The organism is Arthrobacter sp. ATA002, from assembly GCF_026898095.1.
Lineage (GTDB): Bacteria > Actinomycetota > Actinomycetes > Actinomycetales > Micrococcaceae > Arthrobacter_B.
Window position 1 is genome coordinate 2089721 of the sequence record NZ_CP114015.1, and the last position, 12714, is coordinate 2102434.

At 64.9% G+C, this 12714-nt stretch carries 9 protein-coding genes and 3 pseudogenes; 7 read left to right on the plus strand and 5 right to left on the minus strand.

Annotation, left to right across the window (positions count from 1 at the left end; genetic code table 11):
• Positions 1 to 53 precede the first annotated feature (53 nt).
• The 3 genes from OL239_RS10250 (at position 54) to OL239_RS10260 (ending at position 3178) form a co-directional block, all read left to right on the plus strand.
• On the plus strand, positions 54 to 770 hold the full coding sequence (locus tag OL239_RS10250) for an ABC transporter ATP-binding protein (RefSeq protein ID WP_268908854.1): 717 nt from the start codon (positions 54 to 56) through the stop codon (positions 768 to 770).
• Between the two features lie 151 nt (positions 771 to 921).
• Positions 922 to 1827, plus strand: coding sequence for an aldose-1-epimerase (locus tag OL239_RS10255; RefSeq protein WP_268908855.1), 906 nt, complete (start codon positions 922 to 924; stop codon positions 1825 to 1827).
• A 49-nt stretch (positions 1828 to 1876) separates the two neighbouring features.
• The gene (locus OL239_RS10260) at positions 1877 to 3178 is read left to right on the plus strand and encodes a LacI family DNA-binding transcriptional regulator (protein ID WP_268908856.1); all 1302 of its coding nucleotides are present in this window, start codon (positions 1877 to 1879) and stop codon (positions 3176 to 3178) included.
• 54 nt (positions 3179 to 3232) lie between these two features.
• Here the strand turns inward: OL239_RS10260 and OL239_RS10265 are convergent, their stop codons facing one another.
• The 3 genes and pseudogenes from OL239_RS10265 to OL239_RS10275 form a co-directional block, all read right to left on the minus strand.
• Positions 3233 to 3736 (minus strand): ClbS/DfsB family four-helix bundle protein, encoded by a 504-nt coding sequence (locus tag OL239_RS10265; RefSeq protein ID WP_268908857.1) that lies wholly within the window; start codon positions 3734 to 3736, stop codon positions 3233 to 3235.
• A gap of 139 nt (positions 3737 to 3875) precedes the next feature.
• Positions 3876 to 4176, minus strand: a pseudogene (locus OL239_RS10270) (recombinase family protein); the annotation flags it as partial.
• Positions 4177 to 4761: 585 nt separating this feature from the next.
• Positions 4762 to 5295 (minus strand): GrpB family protein, encoded by a 534-nt coding sequence (locus tag OL239_RS10275; protein WP_268908858.1) that lies wholly within the window; start codon positions 5293 to 5295, stop codon positions 4762 to 4764.
• 212 nt (positions 5296 to 5507) lie between these two features.
• Here OL239_RS10275 and araB point away from each other — a divergent pair, with 212 nt between their 5' ends.
• The 4 genes and pseudogenes from araB (at position 5508) to OL239_RS10295 (ending at position 10774) form a co-directional block, all read left to right on the plus strand.
• Positions 5508 to 7229, plus strand: coding sequence for a ribulokinase (araB, locus tag OL239_RS10280; RefSeq protein ID WP_268908859.1), 1722 nt, complete (start codon positions 5508 to 5510; stop codon positions 7227 to 7229).
• On the plus strand, positions 7226 to 7903 hold the full coding sequence (locus OL239_RS10285; RefSeq protein WP_268908860.1) for an L-ribulose-5-phosphate 4-epimerase: 678 nt from the start codon (positions 7226 to 7228) through the stop codon (positions 7901 to 7903). The genes araB and OL239_RS10285 overlap by 4 nt, the downstream gene beginning before the upstream one ends.
• A 44-nt stretch (positions 7904 to 7947) precedes the next feature.
• A pseudogene (gene araA, locus OL239_RS10290) lies at positions 7948 to 9458 on the plus strand (L-arabinose isomerase).
• Positions 9459 to 9517: 59 nt separating this feature from the next.
• The gene (locus OL239_RS10295) at positions 9518 to 10774 is read left to right on the plus strand and encodes an FAD-binding protein (protein WP_268908861.1); all 1257 of its coding nucleotides are present in this window, start codon (positions 9518 to 9520) and stop codon (positions 10772 to 10774) included.
• A gap of 73 nt (positions 10775 to 10847) precedes the next feature.
• Here the strand turns inward: OL239_RS10295 and OL239_RS10300 are convergent, their stop codons facing one another.
• Together OL239_RS10300 and OL239_RS10305 are read right to left on the minus strand one after the other, a co-directional pair.
• Entirely contained in the window at positions 10848 to 11114 is a 267-nt protein-coding gene (locus OL239_RS10300) for a GlsB/YeaQ/YmgE family stress response membrane protein (protein WP_268908862.1), read from the minus strand.
• A 197-nt stretch (positions 11115 to 11311) separates the two neighbouring features.
• Positions 11312 to 12696, minus strand: a pseudogene (locus tag OL239_RS10305) (aspartate aminotransferase family protein).
• Positions 12697 to 12714 lie beyond the last annotated feature (18 nt).

The following is a 12714-nucleotide window of genomic DNA, read 5'->3' on the forward strand; positions in this document are numbered from 1 at the left end:
GCCGGTCTGCCGGGTTCCCTGCCTCCGTTAATACTTCCCGAAAGGACTCCCCCATGTCTGCAACTGCTGTCCTGTCCCTGGCCGGCGTTACCCTGGAATACCCCGACGGCGAGGGCACCCTGAAGGCGCTGGATGACGTCAGCCTGGAGGTGCCGGCGGGCCGGATACTGTCCCTGGTGGGCCCCTCCGGCTCCGGCAAGTCCTCGCTGCTGGCCGTTGCGGCCACCCTGATCCGTCCCACCTCCGGGTCCGTCACCGTTGCCGGCACGGACACCTCAGCGCTGGATGACGCCGGCCGCACCACGCTGCGGCGCGGCAAGGTTGGCCTGATCTTCCAGCAGCCCAACCTGCTGCCCTCGCTCACGGCCCTGGAGCAGCTGGTCATTACCGACCGGCTGCGCGGGCTGCGCTCTCCTGCTTCTTTCACTCGGGCGATGGAACTGCTGGATCTGGTGGGCCTCTCCGCGGCTGTGAACAAGCACCCGCATCAGCTCTCCGGCGGCCAGCGGCAGCGGGTCAACATTGCCCGGGCACTCATGGGCAGCCCCGCGCTGATGCTGGTGGATGAGCCTACCGCAGCCCTGGACCATGAACGCTCCGAGAGCATCGTGAAGCTGCTCGTGGAACTGACCCGCGAGTTTGGCTTTGGCACGGTGATGGTCACGCACGACACGGACTTTGTTCCGCTGACCGACGCCGTGGCCGGCATGCGGGACGGCCGCCTGAGGAGCGGGTTGCCGGCGGACTTCGGGCGCGTTCGCACCGAATAGGAGCCGCCGCTGCGGCACTGGCCCGGACTGAACCCCAGGCCCGGACGAGTGCTTTAGTTAGCGCTCACAGCTAAGCTCGGAAGGAGTCCCGGGCAAGCGCCGTCCGCGGATTGAACCGCGGGCAGCGAACCCGCCCAGACAGGAGCCAGTTATGACCCAGCCAGCAACCAGCCCCAACGGACGCATCATCACCTTGGAGGCAGGCCGCTATCGTGCTGGAATCGCTACTGTCGGCGCCGGGATACAAAGCCTGCAGTTTGACGGTGCGGACCTTGTGCTTCCCTTCAATCCGGACCGTGTGCCGCATGCTTTTGCCGGCAAGACGCTGGCGCCCTGGCCCAACCGGATCGATGCCGGCAGGTATGTCTTCCGCGGCCGGACCTACGAGGTTCCCGTCAATGAGGCGTCCACCGGCACCGCCCTGCACGGGCTGGTGACATGGGCTAACTGGGAGGTCGCTGCCAGCTCGGGAAACGCCGTCGTCCTGGAACACATCCTGCACGGAGAGCCGGGCTACCCGCACCAGCTGCTGCTGCGTGCCGAATTCACCCTCACCGAGGAGCGGGGGCTGACTCTGACCGTTTCCGCCGAGAATACGGGACGGACGGCTGCGCCCTACGGCGTCTCCTCCCACCCCTACCTCACTGCCGGAGCGGACCGGGTCGACAGCTGCGAGGTCACGTTCACGGCTTCGCGGGTGCTGATGACCGATGACCGCCTGCTGCCGCTGGAACTCAAGGAAACAGCAGATACCGAGTTCGACTTCACCCAGCCCCGCCTGCTGGGTGCCACGAGCCTGGACCATGCCTTCACCGGCCTGCCCGACGACGGATGGCAGGTGAGCCTCCGGAATCCCGCCACCGGGGCAACAACAGTCCTGTCTTCCCCCGCAGACTCCCGCTGGCTGCAGGTGTACTCCGGAGAGGAGCTGGGACGCCGCGGCATGGCCGTGGAGCCCATGACCTGCCCTCCGGACGCCTTCAACACCGGCACGGACCTCATTGTGCTGGAACCCGGCGACGGGCACGTCTTCTCGTATTCCGTCAGCGCGGGATAATACGCCCCCGCACGGGAATTTTCACGGGACAAAGGACAGAATGCAGCTCATGGCACCGATACAGCGCAGAGCCTCCGGCGCGCCGCCCACCATGGAGGACGTGGCCCGGGTTGCCGGGGTCTCCCATCAGACTGTCTCCCGGGTACTCAATGAGCATCCCAATGTCAGCGCGGCCACCAGGGACAAGGTTTCTGCGGCCATTGGCGAGCTCGGCTACCGGCGAAACGCCGCCGCCCGGTCCCTGGTGACGCGCTCCTCCCGGGTCATCGGCGTCATCATCACCGAACTGGAGCAGTACGGGCCGGCAAGCACCCTGCTGGGCCTGCAGGAAGCCGCATTTCGGGACGGCTACTTCGTGAGCGTGGCCGGCCTGCGCGAACTGACCCCCGCCGCCATGGCGGAGTCCGTCAACCACCTGCTGAACCAGGCACCTGACGGGATTGTGGTGGTGGCCCCGGTCCAGGCCGGCGTCGACTTGTTCCGGGACCTGGAACTCACGATTCCGCTGGAGGTCGTGGCCGGCGGTCTCGCCCCGGAAGGAAGCCAGGAGCATGCTGCGCGCAGCGCGGTGGCGCATCTGGCTGACCTCGGCCACCGGACCATCGCCCATCTGGCCGGACCGGAGCAGTGGATCGATGCCCAGCGGAGAGCTTCGGGTTGGCGCGCCGAACTCCAGGCGCGGGGGCTCGACCCGGCGCCGCCGATGACCGGCGACTGGGGCCCGGAATCCGGGTACCGCTGTGGACTCGCGTTTGACGCCGCTGCCCAAAGTGCCGTGTTCGTCGCGAATGACCAAATGGCCCTGGGGTTCATGCGGGCACTGCATGAACGCGGCATCAGCGTACCCGGCGACGTGAGCGTGATCGGCTTTGACGACCAGCCCGAAGCGGCCTACTTCCTGCCGCCGCTGACGACGGTCCGCCAGGACTTCCGCCGAATGGGCAGGTACTACATCGACCAGCTTTTGCTGCAGATTGCCGGGACCGGCACCTCTGCGGGAGACACTGCGCTGCCTGCGGATGATGGAACTGTGCAGGTCCTGCCTGCGCCGGAGCTGGTCGTTCGCAGCAGTACCGCTCCCCGGGCCGACAGGAAGCACCCCGGCTTTCCAGCCACCGGAAGCCTTGACCCAACAACCGCCCTGTCCATCATCGCTACCCGTGCGGAGTTGAATTGCTGTGCGCATATCGGAAACTTGGTGGGGAACGAATACGCCGTACGTACGACGAATAACGGCGTGTTGCCGGTGGACGGCTCACCAGAAATATCAGGGATACGCTCGGAGATACGGGGTGATGATTGCCTTTCCCTTGGGGGAATCGTCCTTGGTCAAAAGGACGCACGAAACTGACCCTTAACTCTCAGGCAGGGCAGGGCCGGCTCGGACAGCCCGATGCGAATTTGCTCAGGAGGTGCGGAGCCATGCGCGGATACGACCGCGCGAGTTGGTATAGGGCGAGGAGGTGTTGAACGAGATCATACGGCCCATCGTCCATTTCCCGTACCAGGGTTGACCGTAGAGTTCGATATCGGAGTAGCCGTGGATCAGATCGGTGATGGCGTTCTTCGCACGGCGAAGTTGTGCGCGCAGCTGGTCCCAGGACTCATTTTCGTGTTCGGCGTAGTAGCGCTGGGCGAGAACACCGAGTTCGTTCCATTTGATGCCGGGCGCGGGTAGTTCGTCGGGAAGGCCTTCGGTGCGACGCCGATGCCAAGTGAGGACCTGCTGGTTCCATCCGATCAGGTAAGCGAGCAGGTCCGCTGGGCTCATTGACGTGTTCTTGACGTGCCCGGCGAGCACACGCTCCCGGACCGCGGAAAGAGGCACCCTGTCGAGATCTCGCTCGAGCTGGGCGAATGTCCTGTCGATTGCAGCCAGAAGGTCAACCTTCGTTGCGGGAACAGCCATGCGGGCCTCAGTTCTGCCCGGGCTGAGCTACCGTGCCCGCGCTTCGGATCTCACATCCATTCTACGGAAACGGAAGGCCGAGCACTCTGGCGGTAATGGGAGATTACTCGAAACGCTCGCAGCGAGGCCATCCTCGCACACCAACAGGATCCGTGGGTTGTAGACGCTGGCACGCAGGCTCAGCGATACATCTTTGTGTGTGAGTTCGCCGGCAATGTCGCGTGCGTCGGGAAGGGAGCGCGCGAGCCGATCGAGTTTGGTGACAACCAGAGTGTCCCCGGATCTGACGGCGGCCATGGCCTCACGCAATCCTGGACGTGCGCGGTTTGTTCCCGTCCGTGATCGACATAGATGTTGTCGGGGTCAACTCCGAGGACCGCCAATCCGTCCCGCTGAGCGGTGAGGTCTTGTTCGCCGGTCGAGACTCGGGCATATCCGATCTTTACCCAGACAGTGTTGCAGATTAGGTGCCCTCACCGTGCGGGTCCTACGTACATTGGTGTGAGTTTCCGAAGTCGACTGCACAGAGTATCCAAAGTCGTCTGCACAGCCCGCCCGTAGAGGATCGGCTTGACGGCATTGGAGTGTGAAGTGTGTCGGTAGCAACTAGGCTCGACAGCTCGAGGCTGAACACTGCCAGCCCCTACATCAGCGGGAGACGACTTGACTGGAGAAAATGGACTCATCCGACAGTGCGCCGCGGCATGATCTGGTGGACGGTGCAAAGCATAGCTGTGGGGGCGCTCACCATTGCGTTGGTATATATAGCCCTCTGGAAGCCCTCGACCGGAGCAACTATCGCAGCCGTTGCGGCTCTCATCCTGGGGCCCCTTCTGATCTTTGTGGCGACTAAACAGATCAGGACACTTCGCCACGAGTATCGCTACTCCGATCAGGATCTGTAGCACTCCAATTAGAGGAGAGCTCTGGTCCCGCAAGTCGATCCCTCCGGGGACGCTTACATGGTCATTCCGTCGTCTGGGGACCGACCTAGAGTCAACAAAAGCGGGGGCAGTCCCCACTCCTCAGTGGGACCCTTCCCATGCTCGGGCTTGTTCCATGAGTGCCTCCACTATCGGTTGTTTCCGCTTGACATAGTCATCGCGGTGTTCAGCGAAGCGGACAGCCAGATCCTTCTTTGCCCACTCATACTTGGCCCTGGCAGTGGGTGTTGCGCGCAGGTAATCGCGAAACAGCAGGCGTCCCTGTAGTGCATCTGAACCCAGCTGCATCACATGGACGTGGTCGCTGCGGTGCTCACCGATGATCCTGTGCAGGAACGCGTGATCGTCGTCATCGTCAAATGAGGCCGGCACGTATTCGAACCCCAGCACGGTGAGCCTGTCCAAAATTGTCGATGTGAGAGCCTGGCCGACGTCAGGCACGCCCACCAGCACATCGATGGTGTCCTTCGATGACAGCCCTGGCACACTCGTCGACCCGATGTGGTCGATCGACTCAGTGGGAAAGACTTCCCGTAGTTGGTCCTTCGTCTTCAAGAAGCGGTCCGGCCAGGACACATCGTAGGCAACAAGTGCAATGTCCTGTGCCCGATTCATCTCACCAACCTAGTGCCTCAAGCTCCCCGCTGACGAATCCGCGCGCTTCAACGCGTGAAGGTGCGGTACGCGCATACTGGAGGGCCCTTTCCGCGCACCTCTAGGGAGGCACCGCCTTGACAATGAGACCCGGCCCACATCTAATTGTTAGCGCTAACACAATCAATGACGATTCGCCCGGCTGGAACTTCCAGCCGCCCACAGGAGGACCCATGAGCAGGACCGACCCGGACGAGCAGTACGTGATCGGAGTGGACTACGGCACGCTCTCCGGACGGGCAGTGGTGGTGCGGGTCTCCGACGGCGCGGAACTCGGCTCCGCCGTCCATCCGTATCCGCACGCCGTCATCACCGACCATGTTCCCGGCACCGACGTCCGGCTTCCTCCGGACTGGGCCCTGCAGGTTCCCCGGGACTACGTGGAAGTCCTCAGCAACGCTGTCCCCGCTGCCCTGGTCGACGCCGGCGTTAACCCGGTGGACGTCATCGGACTGGCCACCGACTTCACGGCCTGCACCATGGTTCCGGTCACCGGCAACGGAACGCCGCTGAACGAACTGCCGGAGTTCGCGGAACGCCCGCACTCCTACGTCAAGCTCTGGCGCCACCACGCGGCCCAGGGACAGGCCGTGCGCATCAACACCCTGGCCGAGGAGCGAGGGGAGACCTGGCTGGGACGCTACGGCGGCCTCATTTCCTCGGAATGGGAGTTTGCCAAGGCGCTCCAGATCCTGGAGGAAGATCCGGAGATCTACGAGGTCATGGACCACTGGGTGGAAGCGGCGGACTGGATTGTCTGGCAGCTGACCGGTTCCTACGTCCGCAACGCCTGCACCGCGGGCTACAAGGGCATTTACCAGGACGGCGCCTACCCGTCGGAGGACTACCTGGCCGCGCTGAACCCTGCGTTTGCCGGTTTCGTATCCGACAAGCTGGAGCACACCATCGGCCAGCTTGGTTCGGCCGCAGGAACGCTTTGTGACCAAGCCGCGGAATGGACCGGACTTCCTGCCGGCATTGCCGTCGCGGTCGGCAACGTGGACGCGCACGTGACCGCTCCGGCCGCGAACGCCGTCGAGCCCGGCCAGATGGTCGCCATCATGGGCACCTCCACCTGCCACGTCATGAATTCCGGGGAACTCCATGAGGTTCCGGGCATGTGCGGCGCCGTCCAGGGCGGCATCGTGGAAGGCCTCTGGGGCTACGAGGCGGGACAGAGCGGCGTCGGCGATATTTTCGGCTGGTTCGTGAACAACTGTGTCCCGTCCCGCTACTCCGAAGCCGCCGCCGCGGCAGGAACGGGCGTCCACGAATATCTCACGGCTCTGGCCTCATCGCAGGCCATCGGAGAGCACGGCCTGGTGGCCCTGGACTGGCACAGCGGCAACCGGTCGGTCCTGGTGGACCACGAACTGTCCGGTGTTTTCGTCGGCCAGACCCTGGCCACCCGCCCGGAGGACATGTACCGCGCCCTGCTGGAAGCCACGGCCTTTGGCACGCGCACGATCATTGAGGCCTTCAACGCCAGCGGCGTCCCCGTCACGGAGTTCGTAGTGGCCGGCGGACTGCTCAAGAATCCGCTGCTCATGCAGGTTTACGCCGATGTCATCAACCTGCCCCTGTCCGTCATCGACTCGGACCAGGGCCCGGCCCTCGGCTCGGCCATCCATGCCGCCGTGGCGGCCGGCGCCTACCCGGATGTCCGTTCGGCCGCCGCCGCCATGGGACGGGTCCGCCGCGGGGTCTACCAGCCCGTTCCGGAGAACGTTGCCGCTTACAACGCCCTTTACGAGGAATACCGAACCCTGCACGACTATTTCGGCCGCGGCGCCAACGGCGTGATGCACAGGCTGAAGCAGATCCAGCGCATGGCCGCTGCAGGCCGCGCCTCCGCAGCTACTGAAAACACAGAAGAAATGGAGCCCGCACTGTGACTCTTACCTCCGACGTTCTCGGCACCGTGGACCGGCTCCGCCGCCAGGTCAGCGACCTGCACGCCGAACTCACCCGCAACGAACTGGTGGCCTGGACCGCAGGCAACGTTTCGGCCCGCGTTCCGGACCAGGACCTGATGATCATCAAGCCCTCCGGCGTTTCCTACGACGACCTGACTCCGGAGAACATGGTCCTGACCGACCTGTTCGGCGCAGCGCTCGACGGCGGCGGCTCACCGTCGTCGGACACCGACGCCCACGCCTATGTCTACCGGCACATGCCAGCCGTCAACGGCGTCGTGCACACGCACTCCACCTACGCCACGGCCTGGGCCGCCCGCGGCGAGGCGATCCCCTGCGTCCTGACCATGATGGCTGATGAATTTGGCGGGGAAATTCCCGTGGGGCCGTTCGCCCTGATCGGCGATGACTCCATTGGCCGCGGCATCGTGGACACCCTGGACGGACACCGCTCCACCGCCGTCCTGATGCAGAACCACGGGGTCTTCACCATCGGCAAGGACGCACGCTCCGCCGTGAAATCAGCAGTCCTGTGCGAGGAAGTGGCCCGCACGGTCCATGTCGGGCGCCAATTGGGTGAGCTGCTGCCCATCCCGCAGCCCGACATCGACCGCCTGTTTGACCGCTACCAGAACGTCTACGGCCAAAAATAGCGCCCTCTGCCCCGCCGCCCGCCCCGCCTCAGAAAGATCCCTCCATGACCATCAGCACCGCCCCCGCCCGCGAAATCTGGTTCCTCACCGGCAGCCAGGGACTTTACGGCGAAGACACCCTGGCCCAGGTCCGCGGCCAGGCCGCCGACATTGCCCGCCAGCTGGACGACGCCGGCGCCGTCCCGTACCGCATCGTCTTCAAGCCTGTGCTTAAGGATTCCGACGCCATCCAGGAAACCATCCTCGAGGCCAATTCCTCGGACGCCTGCATAGGCCTGATCGCCTGGATGCACACCTTTTCCCCGCCAAAATGTGGATCCGCGGCCTCACCAAGCTGCAGCGCCCGCTGCTGCACCTGCACACCCAGCACAACGTCGAGCTGCCGTGGGCGGATATCGACATGGACTTCATGAACCTGAACCAGGCCGCGCACGGCGACCGGGAATTCGCGTACATGGCCTCCCGCCTGGGCATCAGCCGCAAGACGGTCGTCGGGCACGTCTCCAGTCCCCGCGTCCAGGCCAAGATCGCGTCCTGGGCCCGCGCGGCGGCCGGCTGGCATGAGATCCGCAGCCTCAAGCTGGCGCGGTTCGGTGACAACATGCGCAACGTCGCCGTCACGGAAGGGGACAAGACCGAGGCCGAGGTGAAGTTCGGTGTCTCAGTAAACACCTGGTCCGTGAATGAACTCGCCGAGGCCATGGATGCGGTTACCGAGGAAGCCATCGACGCCCTGGTTGCGGAGTATGAGGAACTGTACGACGTCGTTCCCGAGCTGCGGCGCGACGGCGGACGCCACAAGTCCCTGCGCTACGGCGCCCGGCAGGAGCTGGGCCTGCGCTCCTTCCTGGAAGCAGGAAACTTCGGTGCCTTCACCACCAACTTCGAAGACCTCGGCGCACTGCAGCAGCTGCCGGGCCTGGCCGTGCAGCGGCTCATGGCCGACGGGTACGGCTTCGGCGCCGAGGGTGACTGGAAGACTGCCGTGCTGGTCCGGATCGCCAAGGTCATGGGCGAGGGCCTGCCCGGCGGTGCGTCCCTGATGGAGGACTACACCTACAACCTTGTGCCGGGCAGCGAGGTGATCCTCGGTGCCCACATGCTCGAGGTCTGCCCGTCGCTGACCACATCGAAGCCTGCACTGGAAATCCATCCGCTGGGCATCGGCGGCAAGGATGACCCGGTGCGCCTGGTCTTTACCGCGGACCCGGGGCCCGCCGTCGTCGTTTCCCTTGCTGACATGCGCGAGCGGTTCCGGCTTACCGCCAACGTGGTGGAGAACGTCGTTCCGGAGCAGGATCTGCCCAACCTGCCCGTGGCCCGTGCGGTGTGGAAGCCCGCTCCGGATCTGGAAACCTCCGCCGAGTGCTGGCTGTCCGCCGGCGGCGCGCACCACACGGTGATGTCCACGGCGCTTGGACGCGACGTGTGGGAGGACTTCGCGCAGATGGCCGGCGTGGAACTGGCGATGATCGACAACGCCACCACAACGGCGGCGTTCGTCAACGAACTGAAGCTCAACTCCGCGTATTATCGGCTGGCACAGGGCTTCTAGCCGCTGCATTTCCCCGGATCCAACCCGATCCGGCCACCTCACCTGAAGGGGCTTTTAACGTGCTCGAGGAATACAACTGGGCCGGCAATCTGCGCTACTGCGCTGCGGAAGTGGCGCAGCCGTCCACCCTGGACGAGCTGTCGGCCCTGGTGTCGGCGGCGCCGTCCGTCCGCGCCGTGGGCACCCGCCACTCCTTCAACGACATTGCGGACTCCGCCGGAGTGCTGGTGAGCCTGGAGAAGCTGGAAGGCGAGCCGGTCCTGGACCGGCAGGCGCGGACGGTCACCGTGACCGCGGGAACCCGCTATGGGGACCTGGCGGCGTTCCTTGTCCGGCACGGCTACGCGCTGCATAACCTCGCCTCGCTCCCCCACATCTCCGTGGCCGGAGCGGTTGCCACCGGAACGCACGGCTCCGGCAACCGCAACGGAAATCTCGCTTCGGCCGTGGCGGCCCTGGAGCTGTTGACCGCCGACGGGCAGGTGGTCCGGGTCGACCGCTCCTCCCCCGAGTTCAACGGAATGGTGGTTTCCCTCGGTGCACTGGGCATCTTCACCCGGATCACTTTGGATGTGGAACCGGCATACGAGGTGCGCCAGGACGTGTTCACCGACCTCCCGTGGGAGTCCGTGGAGGAGAACTTTGACGCCATCACGTCCGCGGCCTACAGCGTCAGTATCTTCAGCTCGCTGGCGGGTCCGTCGGCAACGCAGGTGTGGCTGAAAGGCAGGACCGACCGGGAGCTGCCCTACGCCGGCGCGGCAGACTTCTTCGGCGGAACCGCGGCCGCGGAGCCTATGCATCCACTGCCGGGCATGAGTGCGGTGAACTGTTCCCAGCAGATGGGCGTGGCCGGCTCCTGGTCAGACCGGCTCGCGCATTTCCGGCTGGCGTTCACCCCGAGCAACGGGGATGAGCTGCAGAGCGAATACCTCGTGGAACGGGGTGCGGCCCTGGAAGCACTCAGCATCCTGCGCGGCATGTCCGTGGAGATCACACCCCTGCTGCAGGTCTGCGAAATCCGTACGATGGCCCGTGATGACCTGTGGCTGAGCAGCAGCTACGGGCAGGACACCGTGGGCTTCCACTTCACCTGGAAACCACAGCAGGCCGACGTCGAGGCCCTGCTCGCGCGGATGGAGGCGGCACTCGCCCCGCTGAAGCCCCGCCCGCACTGGGGCAAGCTGTTCACACTGGAACGGGATGAGCTGCAGGGGCTGTATCCCCGCTTCGGGGACTTTCAGGAACTCGCGCGCCGGATGGATCCTGATCGCAAGTTCGTCAATGCATTCCTGGGCCGGAAGGTTCTGGGGTAGGGGGCGCCGGGTCGGTTCCACACCCCCCGGGTGGCCGGTGTTCCGGCCACCCGACTGAACCGGTTCGGCCGCGTCAGCGGCGAACCTGTCCCCTGCCGCGGCCCGACATGCTTTCCGCCACCCCGATGAGCAGGACGGCGGCGACCACGGCCACAATGAAGCCGAAAATGTTGAGTTCAAAAATGTCACCGGACCCAACCAGGTTGGCGATGACGCCGCCGATGACCGAGCCCGCCAGTCCGAGCAGCAGGGTAGCGAGCAGGCTGAGGTTCTGCTTTCCCGGTTTGATCAGGCGGGCCAGGGCGCCAATGATGAGTCCTGCAACGATAAAGCCGATCATGGTGCTCTCCTTCTGGGTGGGGCTGATTTCCGCTGCGAAGACTCTGCAGTCCTAAGCATCCTTACTATTGTAAGCGAATGCCGCCGGTTCAGCCGCACGCGGCAGCCCGTTTGCCGGTGGAAGCAGAGGAAAAGCCGGGCCCATGGCTGGACCCGGCCCTCCCGCCGGCTTGTGCCCGCTGCCGCCCACCTCCAGACTTAGGCCGGCTGCGGTTTACCGGCCATGCCGTCAGCAATTTCCAGCACTTCGTCCAGGATGTCCAGACCCGCCTGGACATCGGCAGCGCTGGTGTTGCACGGCGGGACAACATGAATGCGGTTGAAGTTCGCGAACGGCAGCAGCCCGCGCTGTTTACAGGCCGCCAGCAGCTCGTTCATTTCTCCGCTGGAGCTGCCGTACGGCGCCAGCGGTTCGCGAGTCGTCCGGTCCTTCACCAGTTCGATGGCCCAGAACACTCCGGTGCCGCGGACTTCGCCCACGGACGCGTGACGGTCGGCGAATCCCCGGAGCGCCGGCCCGATGACCGTGCGGCCAGTTCCGCCGCGTGCTCCACCATTCCCTCGTCCTCCATGGCGTTGATGGTCGCAATTGCGGCTGCCGCGGCCAGCGGGTGTCCGGAATAGGTTAATCCTCCCGGATACACCCGGGTGCCGAAGGTCGCAGCGATTTCGGGGCTGATGGCCACCCCGCCCATGGGCACGTAGCCGGAGTTCACGCCCTTGGCAAAGGTCAGCAGGTCCGGCACCACATCGAAGTGCTCGACGGCGAACCACTTGCCTGTGCGTCCGAAGCCGGACATCACCTCGTCCGCGATGAAAATGATGCCGTAGCGGTCACAGAGCTCGCGGACACCCTGGAGGTAGCCCGGCGGCGGCAGGTAGATGCCGGCGGTCCCGGGAATGGACTCCAAAATGATGGCTGCGATGGTCGCGGGGCCTTCATAAGCGATCAGTTGTTCCAAATGTTCCAGCGCCCGCGAGCTTTCCTCTTCCTCGGTCGTGGAGTGGAAGGCCGTGCGGTAGAGGTAGGGCGGGAAGAAATGCACGGCGCCCGTGCTGGCGCTGTCGCTGGCCCAGCGCCGGGGATCGCCGGTGAGGTTCACGGCCAGCTGTGTGCCGCCGTGGTATGACCTGTAGGCGGACAGCACCTTCTGCCGGCCGGTGTGCAGGCGCGCCATCCGCACGGCGTGTTCGTTGGCGTCCGCTCCTCCGTTCGTGAAGAAGATCTTGTTCAGCTCTCCGGGTGTACGTTCGCTGATGAGCCGGGCCGCCTCGGACCGGGCGTCATTGACGTAGCTCGGAGCGATGGTGCACAGTTTCGCTGCCTGTTCGGCAATCGCGGCTACGACGGCGGGGTGCTGGTGGCCGATGTTGGTGTTCACCAGCTGCGAGGAGAAATCCAGGTACTTTTTCCCGTTGCCGTCCCACACATAGGATCCGCTGGCCGCGCTGATGACCATGGGGTCGAGCAGGTCCTGGGCGGACCAGGAGTGGAAGACGTGCCGGCGGTCCAGGTCATAGGCGCGCTGCGCGCCTTCGGCGTCCAGCTGCGGCGGTGCTCCGCCGTCGATCGTGGAGGTCATATCCATAGCCTTTCAGTT